Origin of the sequence: Streptomyces sp. NPDC002054, from assembly GCF_040296685.1 — a bacterium.
Lineage (GTDB): Bacteria > Actinomycetota > Actinomycetes > Streptomycetales > Streptomycetaceae > Streptomyces.
The window spans coordinates 110,457-130,704 of sequence record NZ_JBEOXT010000020.1; the positions used below are offsets into that span (position 1 = coordinate 110,457).

18 protein-coding genes are annotated in these 20,248 nt (G+C 72.5%); 17 read left to right on the forward strand and 1 reads right to left on the reverse strand.

The annotated features are described in order from the left end of the window. Positions 1-109: 109 nt before the first annotated feature. Positions 110-307 (reverse strand): hypothetical protein, encoded by a 198-nt coding sequence (locus ABT123_RS20525; RefSeq protein ID WP_351316429.1) that lies wholly within the window; start codon positions 305-307, stop codon positions 110-112. 188 nt (positions 308-495) lie between these two features. Between ABT123_RS20525 and ABT123_RS20530 the strand changes: the two genes are divergently transcribed. The 17 genes from ABT123_RS20530 (at position 496) to ABT123_RS20610 (ending at position 20,247) form a co-directional block, all read left to right on the forward strand. Beyond that, a complete protein-coding gene (locus tag ABT123_RS20530; RefSeq protein WP_351316432.1) occupies positions 496-1,074 on the forward strand; it encodes a Pvc16 family protein in 579 nt (192 codons plus the stop codon). Continuing rightward, the gene (locus tag ABT123_RS20535) at positions 1,071-1,802 is read left to right on the forward strand and encodes a carboxypeptidase-like regulatory domain-containing protein (protein ID WP_351316435.1); all 732 of its coding nucleotides are present in this window, start codon (positions 1,071-1,073) and stop codon (positions 1,800-1,802) included. The genes ABT123_RS20530 and ABT123_RS20535 overlap by 4 nt, the downstream gene beginning before the upstream one ends. An 11-nt stretch (positions 1,803-1,813) precedes the next feature. Further along, the gene (locus ABT123_RS20540; RefSeq protein ID WP_351316438.1) at positions 1,814-4,078 is read left to right on the forward strand and encodes a phage tail sheath C-terminal domain-containing protein; all 2,265 of its coding nucleotides are present in this window, start codon (positions 1,814-1,816) and stop codon (positions 4,076-4,078) included. A 70-nt stretch (positions 4,079-4,148) separates the two neighbouring features. Continuing rightward, positions 4,149-4,604, forward strand: coding sequence for a phage tail protein (locus ABT123_RS20545; RefSeq protein WP_351316441.1), 456 nt, complete (start codon positions 4,149-4,151; stop codon positions 4,602-4,604). A gap of 1 nt (position 4,605) precedes the next feature. Beyond that, on the forward strand, positions 4,606-6,129 hold the full coding sequence (locus ABT123_RS20550) for a phage tail sheath subtilisin-like domain-containing protein (RefSeq protein WP_351316444.1): 1,524 nt from the start codon (positions 4,606-4,608) through the stop codon (positions 6,127-6,129). Next, positions 6,126-6,644 (forward strand): phage tail protein, encoded by a 519-nt coding sequence (locus tag ABT123_RS20555; RefSeq protein ID WP_351316447.1) that lies wholly within the window; start codon positions 6,126-6,128, stop codon positions 6,642-6,644. The genes ABT123_RS20550 and ABT123_RS20555 overlap by 4 nt, the downstream gene beginning before the upstream one ends. A 5-nt stretch (positions 6,645-6,649) precedes the next feature. Then, the gene (locus ABT123_RS20560; RefSeq protein WP_351316450.1) at positions 6,650-6,829 is read left to right on the forward strand and encodes a putative phage tail protein; all 180 of its coding nucleotides are present in this window, start codon (positions 6,650-6,652) and stop codon (positions 6,827-6,829) included. Between the two features lie 2 nt (positions 6,830-6,831). Further along, complete coding sequence (locus tag ABT123_RS20565) at positions 6,832-7,503, forward strand: CIS tube protein (protein WP_351316453.1); 672 nt, start codon at positions 6,832-6,834, stop codon at positions 7,501-7,503. A gap of 10 nt (positions 7,504-7,513) precedes the next feature. Then, positions 7,514-8,695 (forward strand): phage late control D family protein, encoded by a 1,182-nt coding sequence (locus ABT123_RS20570; RefSeq protein WP_351316456.1) that lies wholly within the window; start codon positions 7,514-7,516, stop codon positions 8,693-8,695. Beyond that, entirely contained in the window at positions 8,692-9,393 is a 702-nt protein-coding gene (locus ABT123_RS20575) for a phage baseplate assembly protein V (RefSeq protein WP_351316459.1), read from the forward strand. The genes ABT123_RS20570 and ABT123_RS20575 overlap by 4 nt, the downstream gene beginning before the upstream one ends. Then, on the forward strand, positions 9,390-9,812 hold the full coding sequence (locus tag ABT123_RS20580; RefSeq protein WP_351316462.1) for a GPW/gp25 family protein: 423 nt from the start codon (positions 9,390-9,392) through the stop codon (positions 9,810-9,812). Before ABT123_RS20575 ends, ABT123_RS20580 begins: the two co-directional genes overlap by 4 nt. Further along, positions 9,809-11,758, forward strand: coding sequence for a putative baseplate assembly protein (locus ABT123_RS20585; protein WP_351316465.1), 1,950 nt, complete (start codon positions 9,809-9,811; stop codon positions 11,756-11,758). Before ABT123_RS20580 ends, ABT123_RS20585 begins: the two co-directional genes overlap by 4 nt. Further along, on the forward strand, positions 11,755-13,794 hold the full coding sequence (locus tag ABT123_RS20590) for a putative baseplate assembly protein (protein ID WP_351316468.1): 2,040 nt from the start codon (positions 11,755-11,757) through the stop codon (positions 13,792-13,794). Before ABT123_RS20585 ends, ABT123_RS20590 begins: the two co-directional genes overlap by 4 nt. Beyond that, on the forward strand, positions 13,791-15,806 hold the full coding sequence (locus ABT123_RS20595; protein ID WP_351316471.1) for a phage tail protein: 2,016 nt from the start codon (positions 13,791-13,793) through the stop codon (positions 15,804-15,806). The genes ABT123_RS20590 and ABT123_RS20595 overlap by 4 nt, the downstream gene beginning before the upstream one ends. 12 nt (positions 15,807-15,818) lie before the next feature. After that, positions 15,819-17,057, forward strand: coding sequence for a hypothetical protein (locus ABT123_RS20600; protein WP_351316473.1), 1,239 nt, complete (start codon positions 15,819-15,821; stop codon positions 17,055-17,057). A gap of 2 nt (positions 17,058-17,059) precedes the next feature. Beyond that, entirely contained in the window at positions 17,060-19,111 is a 2,052-nt protein-coding gene (locus ABT123_RS20605) for a hypothetical protein (RefSeq protein WP_351316476.1), read from the forward strand. Continuing rightward, positions 19,108-20,247 carry a hypothetical protein gene (locus ABT123_RS20610; protein WP_351316478.1) on the forward strand — a complete coding sequence of 380 codons (1,140 nt, stop codon included), beginning with the start codon at positions 19,108-19,110 and terminating at the stop codon, positions 20,245-20,247. Before ABT123_RS20605 ends, ABT123_RS20610 begins: the two co-directional genes overlap by 4 nt. Position 20,248: the final 1 nt, after the last annotated feature.

Sequence of the window (20,248 nt, forward strand, 5' to 3'; positions counted from 1 at the left end):
ATTTCGGATCGTGAATTGCCGAAGCCATGTTACGCGCAAGTTATGTCTGCAGGATCGACCAATAGCGCGACGGGCGTTGATGGGGAATCAATGGAACGTCACCGAAACGTCACCCGTCCCGTTCCAGCAGGTCGTCGAGCCACGTCCGCACCGCCTGGAGGACGTCGACCGTCCTGCTCGCCGCCGCGGGGGGTTTCTGCTCTCCGTCGACGGTCGCGATGATGCGCGCGCGGAAGCCGTCCGACCTGCCGCCTTCCAGCCACACTCGGAGCACGAGGACGCCGGACCGCGTTGAGGGGGTCTCCATGAGAGAGCAAGTGTCCCGGACGGGTGTCACCCCGGCGTCGTCAATCCGTGTCCCGTGACGTCGTGGCGCGAGGCGAGGACGCACCCGTGACGCCGATGTGACGGGTGAGTCGCGGACGGATCACAGGGGGGTCTGCATGCTCTCGGCATACGTGGACGGCACGCGCCGGTTCGGGGGAGGGGCTTGGAATGGGTGACTTCGGTGTGATCGCCGATGTCTCGTCGATCATCGTGAGCACTCTGACGCAGGCCCTGCGCGGGTTGAGCCAGGTGGAACCGCCGATTGCGGAACTGAACGACCTCTCCGAGACGGTGCAGACACCGCCCCCCAAACTCACCGTGTTCCTCTACGAGATCGCCGAGGATCCCACGTCGCGCAACCGGCCTCCGGTGCGCTCCCAGCCGCCCGAGCCCCTGACCACCCGCAAGCCGCCGATGGCCCTGCTGCTGCGGTATCTGATCACTCCCTGGGGCGGCGACCAGGCGACCCAGCACCGGATGCTCGGGCGCGCTATGCAGACCTTCTACGACGACGCGATCCTGGATGGCGCACGATTGTCCGGCGGCCTGGCGGGCAGCACCGATTCGCTGCACCTCACCTTGACGCCGCTGACCCTCGATCAGAAGTCCTGGGTCTGGTACGCGATCCAGAAGCCGTACCGGCTCTCGCTGAACTACGAGGTCCGCGTCGTCAACCTGGACTCGGCCGTGCAGACGGCGGTGCGGCCGGTGCGGAGCCGGACCATCGAGGGGACGGCGACGCCATGAGCGCCTTCCTGCCCCTGGCCCGGTCGACGCTCTACAGCTCCGTCTGGCTGGTGCCGTTCGACGACTACGCACGGCGGGTGCGCGCCGCGGGCGTGGAGGTCCGCCTGGATCGGTTCGACGAGGCGAGCGGGGGCTGGCTGCCGTCGGACGACAGGGCGGTGCTCACCCCCAGCGGGTCCATCGCCTTTCCCGGACTCGGCAGGCGGGCAGAGCCGTGGGCGGCCCGGCCGGAGCGCCACCGGGCCCGTTTCGCAGCGGTCGGCTACCAGCCGCTGTACCCGGCCGACGGTCTGCCGTTCTCGGCCGACCTGGTCGGCGTCGAGTTCCTGGTCCACCCGTACGACGACACCCACCCGCCCACCGCCCTGGCCTCCCCGAGGCTGGTCCGGCTGCTGCCGGGGGTCGCTTTTCCCTACCCGCCCGGTACGCGCACGGTCCACGGTGTCGTGCTCGACGCCGCCACCGGGGCGCCTGTGGCGAACGCGCTCATCGAGGCCGGGGGGCTGACGAGCCAGGACCGGACACCGTGGCACGAACGCACTCTCTCCGACGCCCGGGGGGCCTTCCGGCTCTCCCTGCGGTGGGAGGGGGAGAAGGCCGCCGAGCACGCGGTCGAGGAGACATTCCGACTGAAGGCCACCGAGCGGCCGGGCCGGACCGGGTCGCTGTTCGTGCACTTGCCCCAGGACGCAGAGCGTCAGCACGTCATCGAGATCCGTGAGCAGTGAGGAGCCCATTCATGGCCGAATATCTCAGCCCCGGGGTCTATGTCGAGGAGATCGACGCGGGGCCGCGGCCGATCGCGGGGGTGAGCACCAGCACCGCCGGGATGGTCGGGGTCACCGCGCGCGGTCCGTACACCGGCAAGCCCAAACTGGTCACGAACTTCCTGGAGTTCCAGAACACGTTCGGCGGCTTCCTGCCCGAGCCGGAAGCGTCCGTGCGGGACGCGTGGGCGAACAACCACTCCGAAGGCGGCCGTTGGTGGCTGTTCCCGCTGGCAGTCAAGGGCTTCTTCGACAACGGCGGCCAGCGTCTCTACATCAAGCGGGTCGCCAGCGCACAGGCGAAGCCCGCCTCGGGCGTCCTCGGCCAGGGTCTGGTGAGCCGGATCACCGCGGACGCGGCGCGCGGCGCGACCACCCTGCAACTGGGCCACCTGATCGGCTTCAGCGGCGTGGGACAGCAGATCCAGATCTTCCGCGGTGACGACCAGCAGGCCATCCACACTGCCGCGGTCTCCGGCTACGACATGACCACGCGTCGCGTGACGCTGGCCGGCGCCCTGCCCGCCGAGGTCAGGACCGCCCGGGGCGACTACGTCCAGGTCGGGGCGCGCGGCGCCGAGCAGACGCTGCGGCTGTCCGCCGTCAGCCCCGGCGCGTGGGGCGGCGGTGTCCAGGTCCGGGTCCAGCCGATGGTCGGCGCCGCGCTGCCGGTGCTGCCCGACCCGCAGGAGGGCCCGCTGTTCATCACGCGGCTCCTCGCGGACGCGGCCGCCGACAGCGAGACGGTCGAGGTGGCCGCGGTGTCCGGGCTCGACCCCGACGAACTGCCGGCCGATGTCTGGGCCCAGATCGGCTCCGGCCGGTTCAAGGTCCAGGCGAGTCAGCCCGCGGACGGGAAGGTCACCCTGACCTTCCCGGCAGGCACCACCCACCCGCAGTGGGAGGCCGGACTCACGGTGCGCCGGGTGCGCCGGGGCAACATCGCGGCGGGGCGGACCCTCCGGGTCGGCGGCGCGAGCAGGCTGTACGGGGGAGCGGTCGTCCAACTCGACGACGGCACCACGCTGACCGCCGTCAACGTTGAGACGGTCGCCGGCGACGCCGTCACCTTCGACCGCGACGTACCGGGGACGTTCTTCGAGACCGACCGGATCCACCTGATCGAGGCCGAGGTCAGCACCCGGTTCACCGGCTCCGGCGGCACCACGGTCACGGAGACCTTCCCGGGTCTTCGGCTCTCCGGCGACACCCCGTCGAACCTGGTGACCGCCCTGGCCGACCGGTCGCAGCTGGTACGGGCCACCGCGTTGCCGGGACTGTCCACCGACCCCACGAAGTTCCCGGTGCCGGCGAGCAGCTCCTGGCTGACGCTGGCGGACGGCGATGACGCGTACGAGTCCCTGAGCGTGGCCGACTTCGTCGGCACCGACGGCGGCAGCGGGCGGCGCACCGGCATCGTCGCGTTGGAGGACATCGACGAGGTCGCCGTCTGCGCGGTGCCCGGCATGTGGTCGGGCACGGTCGAGTCGAGCCTGATCACCCACTGCGAGCTGCTCAAGGACCGGTTCGCGATCCTCGACCCCCGCGACGGCCTCGACATCGAGGGGATCCAGGCGTTCCGCGAGCCGTTCGACACCAAGTACGCGGCGCTGTACTACCCGTGGCTGGTCACCCGCGACCCGTCCACCAACCGCGATGTCGAGGTGCCGCCGTCGGGCCACATGGCCGGGATCTACGCCCGGGTGGACGCGGAGCGGGGCGTGCACAAGGCACCCGCCAACGTGGTCGTCCGGGGCATCCGGAAGACCGACGGGTTCGCCCAGGACATCACCAAGCGTCATCAAGACCTGCTGAACCCCAAGGGGATCAACGCGCTGCGGTTCTTCCCCGGCCTCGGCCACCGGGTGTGGGGCGCGCGCACGCTGTCCTCGGACAGCTCGTGGAAGTACGTCAATGTCCGGAGGCTCTTCCTCTACCTGGAAGAGTCGATCGACGAGGGCACCCAGTGGGTGGTCTTCGAGCCCAACGACGAGTCGCTGTGGGCCCTGGTCCGTCAGACGGTCACCAACTTCCTCACCACGGTCTGGCGCAGCGGCGCGCTCGCCGGCACGACAGCCGACGAGGCGTTCTTCGTGGCCTGCGACCGCACCACGATGACCGAGGACGACCTGGCCAACGGCCGCCTCATCTGCGTCATCGGCGTCGCGCCGGTCTTCCCCGCGGAGTTCGTGATCTTCCGGATCCAGCAGAAGACCCGAGAGACCCAGCTCGCCTGAGCACCCGACCGGGCAACCCCAAGGACCACCGAGGACCACCGAGGAACACCGAGCCTGAGGAGGGGCCGCCATGCCGCCCGTGACCAGGGACGATCCGTACGCGTCCTATAACTTCCAGATCATCGTGACCAACGTCAGCGACGACGGTGTCGCGGTGAGCGGGTCCTTCACCGAGGTCAGCGGCCTTGAGCTGGAGATCCCGCCGATCGAGTACCGCAACGGGAGTGAGGACATCACCGTCCGCAAGATCCCGGGGCTCAAGAAGTACACCAACCTCACCTTCAAGCGCGGCGTCACCGGCCATGTCGGCTTCTGGAACTGGGTGGTCGAGGCGCTCAACGGCAAGGTACGGCGCACCTCCGGTTCGATCGTGCTCCTCGACGAGAACCGCCAGGAGGCCATGCGCTGGAACTTCGACCGCGGCTGGCCGACCAAGTACACCGGCCCGACCTTGAGCGCCACCAAGAACGAGATCGCCATGGAGACCCTCGTCCTCGCGGTCGAGAAGCTGGAGATCGACGCCTGACATGACCAGTGAAGCGCTTCCCGGCGTGTCCCTGACGTTCGCACCGCGCGGCTCCGAGGCGGAGCCGCTGCGCACGGACGTGGCGGCGTTCCTCGGCCGGCTCCGCCGGGGCCCGGTCGGTGCCCCGGTGCGGGTGGAGAGCTGGAACGACGTCGTGGGCGCCTTCGGGCCTCCCCCGAGCTCTTCGAGCAGGGGGGACACCCTGGACGGCGCCTTCGCCACCCCGTACGCCCTGCGGGGCTTCTTCGAGAACGGCGGCCGCACGGCCTGGGTGCTCCGCGTATCCGGGCCGGCCGCCACCGCCCGGGCCCGGTGGACGGTCGGAGACACCAGCGGATTTCCCCGGGCGCGCTACCAGGTGGTCGCCACCAGCCCGGGCACCTGGGCCAACGGCGGGCACATCGCGATCCGTTACCAGGCCAGCACGGTCGCCGGGCCACCCACCGTGAGCGTTCAGGTCACCGTGCCCGGCGAGGTTCCCGAGTCGTTCCCCGGCCTGCCGCTCGCCGAGCTGGTCGAGCGGCTGACCGAGTCCCGCCTCATCCGGCTGGTCCCGGACGGGCCCCCGCCGCCGCCCGGGCGGCCAGGCCCGATCTCGCTGTCGTGGAACCTGACGCTCGCGGGCGGCACCGACTCCGTGCCCACCCGCGGCGAGTACGAGGACGCCGTGGCCGTTCAGGCCGAACTCCCGGAACCGGCGCTGGTGGCGATGCCCGACCTCGGCACCGACCTGGCAGGCAGCGCGCACACGGCCGTGGTGCTCGAACTGCTGCGGAGCGTCGATGCGTCGCACGACCGGCTGGCCGTCCTGGACGTGCCGCCCCGGCTGGCCTCGGCGGACGAGGCGGTCGACTGGGTGGGGTCGCTCGCGGCGACGGGCGACAGCCGGCTCCTCGGCTGCGCTGCCGTCTACCACCCGGCGCTGCGCACCCCGGACGGGCACGGGCTGCGCACCGTCCCCGCCTCCGGGCACGTCCTGGGCGTCATCGCCCGCCTCGACGGCGAGCGTGGAGCGCACCACACGCCGGCCAACGCCGTGATCCTGGAGGCGGTCGACCTGGCGGACGAGTTCCCCGAACCGCAGCAGGCGCGGCTCTTCGAGGCGGGTGTCGACCTGGTGCGGTGCACCCGCGGGCGGGGGCTGATCGTGTGGGGCGGGCGCACCCTCTCCGCCGAACCCCGCACCCGCCACATCGCGCACCGCCGCCTGGTGCACCTCCTGGTGCGAGCCATCCGGAGGGTCGCGGCTCCGCTGGTGTTCGACGTCAACTCATCAGAACTGCGGCTGACGTTGGTGAGGGCGATCACCTCGGTGCTGCTTTCCGCCTTCCGGGCCGGGGCGCTCGCCGGGGCGCGGGCCGAGCAGGCGTTCCGGGTGGTGTGCGACGACACCAACAACCCGCCCGAGCAGGATCCGGGGCAGCTCGTGTGCGAGATCGAGGTCGCCCCGGCCGTCCCGATGGAGTTCATCCGGCTGCGTCTCGTACTCGGCCAGGACCGAGGCCTGGAGGTGATCGAGGCATGAACCAGGATCCGCTGCCGAAGTACCGATTCCTGGTCACTCTTGACCCCGGCGACGCGTATCTGCCATCCGCGCAGGCGTTGCTGCTGCCGCTGGTCGCATCCGGCGCGTTCCAGGAAGTCGCCGGTCTCGGAGCGCAGCTGGAGGTGACCGGTTATCCGGAGGGCGGTCGCAACGACTCGGTGCACCAGTTGCCGGTGCGCCACTCGTGGAGCCGGATCACCCTCAAGGCCGGCGTGGTGCGCGGACCGGGCCTGTGGGCCTGGTACCAGGCCGGGCTCGCCGACTCGCTGGGCGCCCGACGCGACGGCGCGGTGATCGTGCTCGGCCCGGATGGGGCACCCGGCGCGGCGTGGGCCTTCCACGGCGGGCTGGCCGCCAAGTGGACCGGCCCGGACCTGCACGCCGAGCAGAACGCGATCGCCGTCGAGTCGCTGGAGATCGCCCACGAGGGACTGACCAAAGTCCTTCAGGACAACGCGGCGAGCGCCTTGCCGCGACCGAACCAAGGGAGGTGACCGACGTGCCGAAGGTGACCATTCACCATCTGGAGGTACGGCTCCAGGTGGACGGCGACGACGGTGCCGTGTTCACCCGCCTGTTCAACCAGCACATCCAGGCCTGGTCGAAGCTGTACGAGGACGTGTGCGCCCGTGCCAAGCACACCGAGGCCGAGCGCCGCTTCGGCGACGGGGAGGGTTGATCGTGAGCGTGACGCCCGTCTCCTTCGCCCGGCAGGGCGCCGCTCAGGCCCGCCTGGAGATCGTCCGCCCGGTCATCGCCGACGAGAGGCAGCGACGGATCCCGCTGCGGTTCAACCCCACCGACTACAAGCTGAGCAAGTCGAACACCTTCGCCGAGATCACCATCCCGGGCCTGGAGACCCCGCCGCTGCAGTACGTGCGCGGCGGCACCGAGACCCTCACCGTCCAGGCGCTCGTCGACACCTCGGACACCCTGGAGAACGTACGGAAGGCGTACGTCAACGCCCTGCGCAACCTGCTGCGGCCCGACGGCCGCGAACACGCGCCGCCGGTCGTGCGGTTCGTGTGGGACGAAGAGGTCTTCACCGGTGTCGTGGAGAAGCTGGACGTCAACTACCAGCTGTTCCGGCCCGACGGTGTGCCGCTGCGGGCCATGCTGGACCTCTCGCTCAAGGAGTTCCGCCCGGCCGCACTCCAGGTCGCCGAGACACCGCGCTCCTCGCCCACGGTGGAGAAGAGCTATGTGGTGCGCCGCGGCGACACGCTCAGCTCCATCTCCAGCGCCCTGTACCGGCGGCCCGACGCCTGGCGGGAACTGGCGCGCGCCAACGGCATCACCGATCCACGGGACCTGCGGCCGGGCCGGGTGCTGGCCGTGCCCAGGCTGCCGTGAGGAGGGCGCGATGAGCACTCCCACGCCCGAGGTGGCCTCACCCGACCGGTACGCGCCCGAGTTCGAAGTACGGATCGAGGGCCTGGAGATGGACCCGTCCACCAAGAACGACATCATCGACATCAAGGTGAACCGCGACATCGACGAGATGTCCGGCTTCGACCTGACCCTCAACAACTGGGACGACGCCAACCTGCGGTTCAAGCACAGCGACTCGCCGAGCTTCCGGCTTGGCGGCCGGGTGTCGGTACGGCTCGGCTACGCCGACAAGCTGCTCACCGTCGCCACCGGGACCATCTCCACGCTCAGCCCGAAGTTCAGCGAGAGCGCGTCCCCCACCGTCCAGGTCAGCGGAGTGGACGGGCTGTTGCGGCTCAAGGACCGCAAGCCCACCGAGAATGAGACCAAGATCTACCGCAATCTGCCCGACTGGCGGATCGCCGAGCAGATCGCCCAGCGAAACCACCTCCGGGTCGAGGTCACCCGGGAGGGGCCGACGCACGAGCGGGTGGTGCAGAAGAACCAGGACGACGCGACCTTCCTGCTGGAGCGGGCCAAGCGGCTGGACTTCGACTGCTACATCCTGCCGGACCCCAGGACCGGCGAGGAAACGCTCTACTTCATCAAACCGACCGACGGCCGCGACGGCCGCCCCATCCGGGTGTACCGGCTGGCGTACGCGCCGGGGCTGTCCACCGGCCCCAGCGCCCAGCCCGAGGGGCTGATCCCCAACCTGATGGAGTTCACCCCGACCCTGACGGTGTCCCAGCAGGTCAGCAAGGTCACCGTGCGCGGCTGGGACCCCCGGACCAAACAGGCCATCGCCTTCACCGCGACCGCGGAGAACCTGCCGGCCGGGCAGAACACCGCCGACGGGCAGAGCGGGCCGCAGGTCGCCGAATCCACATTGCAGGGCCGCCAGGAGGTGCTGGTGGACGCGCCGGTCGGCAGTGACCAGGAGGCCCGCGAACTGGCGATCAGCCTGCTGCGGGAGCGTGCCTACGAGTTCATCACCGCCACCGGCAAGGTGGCGGGACTGCCCGAGCTGCGACCCGGCGACAACCTGGAGATCCACGGCCTCGGGCGCCGGTTCTCCGGCATGTACTTCGTCAAACGGGTCGAGCACACGCTCAACACCGGTGGGTTCTTCACCCAGTTCACCGGACGGCGGATCCACCAGGGGGACCAGTGACCACCAGGACCACACCGCGGGCCCGCAGCACAGACAAGCGGTACTACGGCGTCGTCGAAGCGCTCGTTGTGGAGAACGAGGGCGACGACGAGGGCCGGGTCAAGCTGAAGTTCCCGTGGTTCGACGACGTCACGGTGACCGACTGGATCCGCGTCAGCCAGCTGTACGCCGGCCACGGCTACGGCACCGTGTTCGTACCCGAGAAGGGCGACGAGGTGCTCGTTGCCTTCGTCCACGGGGACATGCGGTTCCCGATCGTGCTCGGCGGCCTCTACAACGGCAAGGACAAGCCGCCGACCGCCCGGACAGAGGGCCGCGACCAGAAGACGATCCGGACCAGGCACGGGCACGAGGTGCTCCTCGACGACTCGCAGTCCACGGCCGCCGTGCGGATCAAGTCGGCCGCCGGACACGTGGTGGAGCTGGACGACCAGGGCAAGGCGATCCGGATCACCGCCGCCGAGGGCGGCAGCGTGACCGTGACCGCGCAGGGGGAGATCACACTCAAGGCGCCGAAGGTGACCGTCGATTCTCCCTCCATCGACCTCGGCGGCGGCGCCACTGAACCCCTCGTGCTCGGCAACGCGCTGCTCCAGGCGTTCAACACCCACACCCACCCGTCCGCCGCCGGGCCCACCGGCCCGCCCACCCCGCCGCTCACCCCCGCCGTACTGGCCAAGAAGGCGAGGACGGCATGAGCGAGGAGTTCCTCGGCACCGGCTTCCGGTTCCCGATACGGCCCGACGCGTCCGGGCGGCTGGGATACGCCGTCGGCGAGGAGAGCATCGAACACTGTTTGCGGGCGCTGCTGCTCACCGGCACGGGCGAGCGGGTCATGCGTCCAGAATTCGGCACGCGGGCCCACGAGTTGGTCTTCGCGCCAGGCAGCGTACAGAACCTGCGCGACCTGGAGAACTCGATCGCCGCCGCCGTCCGCGCCCATGAGCCGAGGGTGGAGCTCGACGAGGTCCGCGCGGAGGCCGACCCGGCGGACGAGTCGCGGATCACCGTCTCGGTGGTCTACCGCATCCGGCGCAGCAACACCAAGGCAAACCTGGTGTTCCCGTTCTACGCCGGGCTCACGGGGCTCTCCGGCCCCACGCGGAGGATCTCATGACCCTGCCCGCGCCCAAGCTGGACGACCTCACCTGGGCCGACATGATGGCGGCCATCCGCCGCCGGATACCCGCCGAGTCGGACGGCATCTGGACCCTGCACGCGCCCGCCGACCCCGGCGTCACCCTCCTCGAACTCTTCGCCTACCTCCTCGAACAGCGGCTGTACTGGCTGGACCAAGTGCCGGACGCGCTCGTGGTCGCCGTGCTGCGGCTGCTCGGCCTCGAACCCCCGGGCCCCGCCCGGTCAGCGGCCACCGTGCTGCGCATCGCGGCCCGGCAGGCGGGCACCGCCGTCCCGGTCATCCCTGCCGGGACGGTGCTCACCCGTGACCCGGCGGGGCAGGTCGTCTTCACCCTCGACGACGACGTGGCCGTCTTCCCGCTCGCCGAGGGCGCGGAGGTCACCGTATGGACCGACCGCGACCGTACGGCCGACCTGCCGGCCCGCCGGGGAGTCCCGCTGCTGGCCGGCGACGGGGCTCCCGCACAGGCCCGGTTCACCCTGCCGCTCACCGGAGCGCACCCCGCGCCCGGCCCGCTCAGCCTGCTGTTCGAGCTGGACGCGCCCGCCGCGTCCGCGCCGTCATGGCTGCCCCGGGCGGTCACCGACGTGCCGCCCCCCGCCGAGCTGACCTGGTCCTGGTTCCGGCCGGGCACCGACGTCCGCGGCCCGTTCGAGAAGGTCGAGGACGGCACGGCCGGGCTCAGGCGCTCCGGAGTCGTCCGGCTGCACCCGCCCGCCGGCTGGACCAGCGAAGACTGCGGGATCCTCGTGTCCACTCCGGCCGCGACCCACGCCGCGCCGCCGCGCCTGCTCCAGCTCGCCGTCAACGTGTCCGCCGCGCACCACCGTCAGTGGCGCACCGCGAGCGGTGGCGAACTCCAGGAGCAGATCGACGCCTGGCTCAAGCTGCCCGGCCAGCACCTCGTGCTGCCGGCAGCCATGGACCGGCTCCTGGAGGCGAGGCTGCGGTTCGCGGGGGAGGAGTGGCGGCCGGTGCCGGACTTCGCCTTCGGCGGGCCGGCCGACCGGATCTTCGTGCTCGACCGGGCCGAGGGCGCGCTGGTGTTCGGCGACGGACTCACCGGCCGCATCCCCCGGCCGGGCCGCGACGCCAGCGTCGACTACGCCGTAGGCGGCGGCCGGGACGGCAACGGCGGCATGACCGCGAACTGGCTTCCCGCCGCGGCCCTTCCGGCGCGGTACGGGGCCGTGTCCGCCGCCAGCCTCGTACGCGCCGAGGGCGGCGCCGATCCGGAGACCGTGGCCGAGGCACGGCAGCGCGCCGCGGCCTCCCTGGGCGAGGCGACCCGGGCGGTCACCGCGGACGACTTCGTGACCCTCGCCCGTACGACACCGGGCGTCTCCGTCGGCCGCGCCCACGCCTCCCTGGGCGAGCACCCCGGCTTCCCGTGCTCCCCGGTACCCGCCGCGGTGACCGTGCACATAGTCCCGGTGGTGCCCCGGGACGACCTGGCCCGCGAGGACTTCGTCGCCGCGCCGCACCCCGACCCGGGCATGCTGTGCGCGGTCGCCGCCCGACTGGAGCAGGCGCGGCTGCTCACCTCCGAGGTGTTCGTCCGCGCGCCCCGCTACCGCGACGTGGCGCTGCGCGCCGACCTGTCGGGCGACCCCGCCGACCGCGCCCGGGTGTCCGCCGTGCTCACCGAGGCGCTGCGCCGCTTCCTCGACCCGCTGGTGGGAGGCGACGACGGGGACGGCTGGCCGTTCGGGCAGCGGCTGAGCCCCTCGGCGCTGCTGCGCGCCGCGCAGCGCGCGCTGGGGGACCTCGCGGACGTGTCCGCCGTGGCGATCGGCCTCGACGGGGCCGCCCCGGACGAGGACTGCCGGGAGGTGCCGCTCGGGCCCGGTGAACTACCCGTCCTGCGGGCGGTCCGCACCCGGATCGTGCCCGCCGTCGAACCGGGGGAGGGGCTGGCATGACCGGCGAGGTGTGGTGGGAGAAGGCCGCGCGCGAGGAGGAGGGACGGGTCGTTCCGGGCCCGGGACCGACCGGCGCCCAGCCGGAGCTGACCGACGCGACCCGGGAGGCGGTCCGGGCCGGCGTACGCGGCCGGATCGCGGGCTACACCCCGGACTGGACCGACCCCGACCGCCAGGACGCCGGTGTCGCGCTGGTCCGCCTCTTCGGCACCCAGGCCGAACCCGTGCTCACGCGCGTCAACCGGCTGCCGGAGAAGGTGCTGGCTGAACACCTGGCGACGGCGGGGGTGCGACGGCGCCCCGCCGGGGCGGCGGCCGCCCTCCTGGAGTTCACCGTGAACCCGCCGGACGGGGCCTCCGTCCTCGTACCGGCCGGGTTCCAGAGCGCGGCGTCCGGCCCGGCGGGCCAGGTGGTGTACGAGACGGACCAGGACCTGTACGCGACCCCGGCCGCCCTCGCCGCCCTGGCCGTACAGGAGGGCGGGACGCTGGAGACCCTGCCGCCCGGACCGGCGGGGCCCAGCGCTCCGTTCGCGCCGTTCGGCCGGGACCCGGAGCCCGGCAACGGCCTGTGGATCGGGCTCACCGGGACCGCCGCCCCCTACCCGCGGCTCTCGCTGGGCTTCGTGGTCGCCGCCGCCCCGCCCGCGCCCGCGGACTCAGGCGGCCTGTCGCCCATGCCGCTGCCCCCCGCGCCGCTGCTGCGCTGGGACGTACTGGACGGCAACCGGCTCGTTCCCGCCGAGCTGGTGCGCGACTCCACGGCCGGGTTCCGGGCGAGCGGCACCGTCGAGCTGCGGGTCCCGCGCTCATGGGCGCCGGGCAGCCCGCCCGGCGCCCGGCCGAGGCCCCCGCTGCGCTGGCTGCGCCTGCGGATCGCGCACGGCGCCTTCGACGGACCGGCTCCGGTGCTGTCCGGGCTGCGGCTGAACACGGTCGCTGCCACGGCGGCCCGCACGATCAGGGACGAGCCGCTGCAGCCGATCCAGGACACCGGAGCGGGCGGCCGACGGCGCTTGACGCTCAGTCAGATGCCGGTGCTCGCGGGATCCGCGGTCATCGAGGTCGACGACGATCCCGGCGCCGACGTGTTCGGCACCACGGCCGGTTCCGCCTCCCGCTGGCGGGAGGTGGAGAGCCTGGCCGCCTACGGCGCCGACGACCGGGTCTTCACCGTCGACCACGAGAGCGGCGAGGTGACCTTCGGCGACGGCGTCCACGGCGCGGCCGTACCACCCGGCTTCCGCAACGTTCGCGCCGTCCGCTACCGCGTCGGCGGCGGCAGCGCCGGAGCCGTGCGCGCGGGCGCCGTCAACACCGTGGTGACCGCCCTGCCGTACGTCATCGGCGTCAACAACCCCTTCCCGGCCTCGGGAGGTGCGGATGCCGAGCCGGACGCCGACGCGATGCGCCGGGGGGTCGGCGAACTGCGCGCCCGAGGGCGGGCCGTGGCACCGGCAGACTACGGCCTGCTGGCCACCCGCGCGCCCGGCGCGTCGGTGGCCCGCGCCCGCGGCGTGCCCGGCCATCACCCGGACTTCGCCGGAGCGCCGATCCCCGGCGTTGTGGGGGTCCTCGTCGTGCCGCCGGGCGACGACAGCGGAGAGCCGCCGGTCCCCACCGCCGCGACGCTGCGGGCTGTCGCCGACTTCCTGACCCGCGAGGCGGCCCCCGCCGGGGTCACGGTGGTCGCGGCGCCCGCGCCGTACCGCCGCGTCGCCGTCGAGTCATGGGTCGCCTTCGACCCGGACCTCGACCGCGCCGTGGTCCTGGCCAGGGCGGGCGACGCGGTGCGCACCTATCTGGACCCGCTGCGCGGCGGGGAGGACGGCGCGGGCTGGCCGTTCGGCGGCGCGCTGCGGCACACCTCACTGGTCCGGCGCCTCCTTGCGGTCGACGGGGTCCAGGCCGTGTCCCGGCTCTCGCTCACCGTCGACGGAGTCCGGCTGCCGCCCTGCACCGACCATGCGATCGGGCCCCACGACCTGGTCTGGCCGGAGCAACCGCTGCTGATCCCGGTAGGAGTCCGGCCATGACGTGCACACCACACCCCGCCACCTTCCGCCTTCTCGACGCGTACGTCGGCTGGGACGAGACCCGCGCCGGGAGCGAGCCGGGCACGGGCGGCATCGTGGGATTCGACGACCCGGCGGGGATCCGGCTCGCCTACCGCGGCGCCGCGCCGGAAGGCCCCACCAGGGCCCAACTGCTGCCGTGGTTCCCCGACCCGCGCCTCGCGCCGGGGTGCGATCCGTGCGCCTGGTACCTGCTCGTTCCCCAGGAGCGGCGGCTGCTGCGCCGCGATGTGTGCACCGGCGCCTTCACGCCGGTATGGCCGCCCGACTGCGACCCGGCCCCGCTGCGCGAGCCGGTCTCGGTCGCCGCGCGCGGCCACCGGCTGGCCGTGGTGGAGTCCGACCGGGTGCTCGTGTGGCGCTGCGAGGGCGCCCAGCTCACCGGGGTGATCCCGGTGCGACAGCCCCGGTGGGCCGCGCTCGCTCCCGGCGACGAAATCCTGATTGCCTGTCAGGGCAGCACTCAACTGCGCCGGTTCGACTCGACGGGCGGCTTCCGTGGGGTGCTGCGCACCGGCGTCCGGGGCGAGATCATCGGGTTGCGCGCCGGACCGGAGCGGACGGTATGGCTGCTCACCGACGACGGGGCCCGGCTGAGGATCCACAAGGGCGGTCACGGCCGCCCCTTCCGCGCCGCGACCGTGGACGAACTGGCCGAGGCCCTGCCGCCGTCCGCGCTCGCCGCGGTGGACGAGGACGGCTTCTCCTTGTGCGACAAGGGCGCGGACGGGCCGGAGACCCACTCCTACACGTGGCGGGGCCTGCCCCGGGACACCGAGCCGGGGCCGGCCGACGTGTACGTGACCGGCGGCTCGTACCTCACCACCGTGATCGACAGCGGTATCTCGCGCTGCCGCTGGCACCGCGTGCGCATCGACGCCGACCTGCCGGCCGGTACGGCGGTCCGCGCCGAGATCGTAGTGACCGAGGACGGCCGCTACGAGGAGAGCGACTGGCAGGCAGCCGCTCCGGGAGTCGGGGACTTCCTCGTCGACCAGCCGCCCGGCCGCTTCCTGCGGCTGAGACTACGGCTGTCGGGCGACGGCGCCGCCACCCCGGTCGTGCACCGGATCCGGCTGGACTTCCCCCGGGCCACCAGCGCCGACCTGCTGCCGCCGGCCTTCCGCCAGGACCCCGTGGCCGACGATTTCACCGAGCGCTTCCTGTCGCTGTTCGACGCCACGTTCGCCGAGCTCGACCGGGTCATCGAACGGTATCCGGCCCTCCTCGACCCGGGCGGGGTCCCCGATCGTGTGCTGCCATGGCTCGCCGGACTGCTGGGCCTGTCGTTCGAGGCGGGCTGGGACGCGCGTACCCGGCGCGCGCTGCTGGCCGCGGCCCCGGAACTGTACCGGCGCCGGGGCACGCCGTGGGCGCTGCGGGAGGCGGTGCGCATCGTGTTCGGGGTGACCCCGGTCATCGACGAGCTGGCGACGGACCGCCGTTGGGCGCAGCTGCGCGGGGCGGTCGGCTGCGCCGGTCCCGCACCGGGATCGGGGCTGGGACCGGCGACCGGACCGGATCCCGGGCAGAGCCAGGGGCTGGGCGCCGTACGGCTGTTCGGCCGCTCGGCGAGTCGCTTCCGGGTCGGCGGCTCGGCTTTGGGCGCGGCGCCGCTGCGCGCGTTCGGAGATCCGGACGGCGATCCGCTCACCGCGCACGCCCACCGGTTCCGGGTGCTCCTGCCCGCCGGATCGGCGGACACACAGGCGCTGCGGCGGCTGGTGGAGCGGCAGGCGCCCGCGCACACGGTGGGGTCGGTACGGACCGGCGGTGCCGGCTTCGTGGTCGGCTCCCGGTCCACGGTCGGCGTGGACACGGCGTTCGTCCCGCTGCCCCCACCCGTGCTGGGGGGCGGCAGCCCGCTGCGGCTGAACCGCGACGGGGTGCTCAGGCCGGGACCCGGAGGAATGCGCCGAGGGGTGGGCGTGGGAGTCGTCTCCGCCGTCGGTGTGCATACACAAGTTTCTTGAGAGGACGGGGCGATGACGGAAACAGGGAAACCAACCACGGGGCAGTTCGACGCGCCGCCGCTGCGCAGGCTGCGCTACTTCCACGGCCAGATGCTGGGTGCCAGGGACTTCCAGCGTGAACAGGAATACCACCGCGAGAAGTTGAAGCTGCGCATGCGCCGCCTGCTCGGCTACGGCGTGGTGTGCGGTCTGTTCGTGGAGCCGGCGCCGAGGGACGACGACTGTCCGCCCGGCGGCGACGCGCACGCGACGGCGACCGACGAGTCCGCGCCGGCCGAGGAGAGCACAGCACCGGAGCACACCCGGCGCAGGGCCAAGGTGAGGATCAGCCCAGGCCTCGCCGTGGACTGTGACGGCAACGAGGTCGTGGTGCGGGGCAGCTGCGTGATCGACCTGTGGAAGGCGCTGCCCCCCGACGAGCGGGACACCGACACGGTCTGGGTCGGCATCCGGTACGCCGAGCGGCCAGTCGAGCCCACCCGCGCCGTGTACAACGACGCCTGCGCGGACACCTCCGACTGCGAGTTCGGCTGGACGGAGGAGTGCTACCAGATCTGCGTCACCGGGTGCGAACCTCCGGTGGACGAGCGCTGTGACACCTGCTGCTCCCCGTGCGAGCACAAGGTGCTGTGGCTGGCCCGGATCGACTGCGTGGACTGGCACGAGCCGGTACGCCGGGACCAGATCCACATGAACGTGCGCCGCCCCTTCGGCCGGTACGTGCCCACGGTGATCACCGGGATCAACTGGATCCACGGACACACCTACACCATCGACGAGGCCAAGGCGCTCCTCGGCACCCAGGACGAGGACGCCGGGCTGGCAGTGCGGTTCTCCGCCGATGTGCGCACCGACTCGCTGCAACCCGGAGTGGTGGAGCTCCAGGTGATCGAGGGCGGCAGCGGCCGCAACGCCTCCACCTGGTACATGGGCGGCACGTTCGCCGAACCGGACGCCGACTGCGGGGAGTTCACGCAGCAGTTCCGGTACCGCCAGACCACGCGCGAGACGCTCCAGGACGGCGACCGCGTCATGGTCACCGTCCGCTCCGCGTTCATCCTGGACCGCTGCTGCCGCCCGGTCGACGGCACTCACGTCGGCGGACGCGTACCGACCATCGACGCCGACACGGGCTCGTCCGTGGCCCACGGAGGGTGCGACCTCCCACCGTCGGGCATCGGTCCCTGGACGTCCGGCACCGGTGCGGGCGGGGACGTCTTCGAGAGCTGGTTCTTCGTGAAGGAGCGCTGATCATGTCAACAGACTGCGGATGCGGATGCGGTGGCGACGCCACCAGGACCTCCGCTTTCGTCCGCCCGCGCTTCTTCGCGGGCCAGCTCCTGACCGAGGACGACCTCAGCCTGCTGGTCGACTACACGACCGCGAAGGGCAGACTGCACAACCGCTCCCTGTACGGGCCGGGTGTCGTCTGCGGCCTCGGCGTCACCTGCGCCCCCTGCGGCGGCGGAACCGTGGCGGTGCACCCCGGGCACGCGCTCGACTGCGCCGGCAACGACATCGTGGTGCCCTGCACCGAACAGGTCGACGTACGGGCCTTGGTGCAGGAACAGCGGATCAGCGCCCTCGGTGTGGACTGCAAGGAGGACTGCGACGACGAAGGCGGGCGCCGCTACGGGCTCTACGTGCGCTACCAGGAGCTCCCTGTCGAGCCGGTGGCGCCGTACGCCACGGAGGAACCCTGCCCCTCGCCGGGCTGTGTGCCCTCCCGGATACAGGAGGGGTTCCGCTTCGTCGTCAAGTGCGACGACGTCGAGGACCACCGCCACAACCCCGGCACCCAGCTGCTCGCCAGCATCGGGGACCTCGCACGGGCCGACCGGGCACGCACCCGTGACCGGCGGCTCGGTTACTACCTCGACGCCCTGTTCACCGCCGCGGTCGGCACGGGCCGGACGTTCCGGTTCGACGCCGCCGACGCCAAGCGGTACGCCACATCCCTGGCCTGGCTGCGCGAGAACGCGGGCGGCGAGGGGCCGCCGCCACCGCCGGCGGCCCGCGAGATGACCGAGCACGTCCGCGCCCTTGCCAGTGGCGTGGCCCGGTTCGACACCTACGACCCGGCCGGGCAGGAACAGCTCAAGAGGGAGTACCCGGACCTCGCCACGGTCCAGGAGGCCCGCGGCGTCCTGGGTACGGCCTGTGCCCGGCTCGGCGGCACCGACATGGAAGCGGTGTGGCCCGACCCGCTGCGCCGTACACTCGCCCGCGCGGTTGTCACCGAGACGGCGGCCCGGGTCCTACCGGAACGGGGCGACGCCGACGCGCCACTGGAGGTGCGCATGGTGGCCCAGGGCACACCGCTGAGCCACGCGCTGCGGGTGGAGTTCCGGGCGGACCTCAGCCTGATCCGGGAGTGGCTGCTGTGCCGCCTGGACCAGGTGGGTGAAGTCGGCGACTGCCGGCTGCGGGCGGAGGTCGCCGCCGTCGACGTACCGCCGCTGCTGCCGGTCCCGCCCCCGGACAGCGTGGAGAAGGCGACCATCGCCGAGGTGCAGCAGATCGCCGAAGCGGCGGCGGCCCTGACCGTCGCGCTGCGGCGCTTCCTGACCGACGCGGCGTGCGCCACGCTCAACCCGCCCTGCGGCGACTCCACCGACACCGACGTCCTGCTCGCGCACCTGGAGCTGGACGGCTGCGATGTCGTACGGGTCTGCTCGGCCACCCGGGAGCAGGTGCTGCCGGGCGGATCGGCGTACGGCGAGTGGCTGCCCAAGCTCTACCGGCTGCGGGAACTGGCCGAGCGGGTGTGCTGCGGATCCCCGCCGCGGCACCAGAAGCTGACGCTCCCGCCGGAGGGCGAAGTGGGACGGCCGTACGTCGAAGGGCTGCTCGGCGACTGGCCGCGCACGGGGGACCTGGAGGAGATGCTGTCACTGCTCCTCACCCCCGCACCCGGCGAGACACCGCCCAAGGCGCTGCACGAGCAGGTCTACACGACCCCGAGCGAAGTGACCGACAGCATGCACGAGTTGGCGGTCCTGCGGACACAAGTCGCGGATCTGACAGCCATGCTGGAGGGGCTGCGCACCCAACTGGGCAGTGCCCAGACCCAGGTGGGCAGGCTGCGGGAGCAAGTGCCCGAACGGCTCGGTTCCCGCCTCGCGGAGCTCGAAGGAGCACCCGACCAGGCGCACGACCAGGCGCACGACCAGGCACGGGCCGGGGACTCGGGCGAGGTGCCGGGTGAGGCGTCGGGTGAGCCGTCCGACCAGGACGAGCCGGCCAAGCCCGCGGCCACGCGCACCCGCTCCTCCCGTAGCCGGAAGTCCGGGGAGACGCCATGACGGGTCCCCTGCGCCCCACTTTCCACGAGGGCCAGGTACTGGCCGCCGCGGACCTGTCGGCCACCGTGGACTACGCACGCGGCCTGGCCGTCCGGCACGCGCGGCACCTGCACGAGTGGGGCATCGCCGAAGGGCTCGGCCTCGTCACCGAGCCCCGCACCGACCCGCTGACCAACGCCCGCCACGTCGGAGTGAGCGTGGCGCCGGGAATCGCCGTCGACGGCACCGGCCGCGAGGTGGTCCTCACTGAGCCGGTCGTGCTGCGCGAGAGCGACTTCGACGAGGTCAACGGCGCGGACCAGCCGACGGACGAGCCCTACCCGGTTTTCCTCACCGCGGCCGACCGGGAACCGGCCAAGGCACCCGGGCCCGTCTCGTGCACCGGTGGCGCCACCCGGACGCGCGTGGAGGAGGCGTACCAGATCCTCTTCGGGCGCCTCGGCGACGAGCGGCTGGTCGAGGAGCAGCGCCCGCCCGCGACCGGCGCCCCGCCGGCCGATCCGCCCGTCCGCTGGCTCGTCCTGCTCGGCTACGTCCGATGGACGGACGGCCACTTCAGCGGCGTGGAGACGGCGGCGCGCGGAGTCGGGGTGCGCTTCGCCGGGGTGCGCGCGGACACCGTCGCGGCCCGGTCGGGCTCGCTGACCCTGCGGACGGGCCCGGCGGTCCAGGAGGGCAAGCCCGCGCTCGTGCTGTCCGGCGGCGACCAGCCGAGCCTGGTCTTCGGCCTGTACCAGGGCAGCGGCAGGGTCGCCCCGCTCATGACCGTCGCGGCCAACGGCAATCTCGCCATCGAAGGAAGCTTCAGCGGCCGGATGCCGGCCGGCAGCACCCTGGTGACGTCCGGCACCGCCACCGACGGGATGCTGCTGCCGCTGCCCTCCGGCATCACCGCGGAACAGGTCGCCGACGGCCAGGTGGTGATCCATGTGCAGCTGACACCGCGCACACCGCCTCCCGCCACGGACTCCATGCTGGTCAGCACGGTGGAGGCGGCCGTCGACGGCGACCGTCGGGTCAGGTGCCGGACACGTCTGTACGACCCCTTGGCCAGCCCGGCCGCGGTCGTCGAACGGCCCGGGGCCGTCGATTTCCTCATCCTGGCAACGGTCGCGGCAACGAACGGCGGTACCTGAC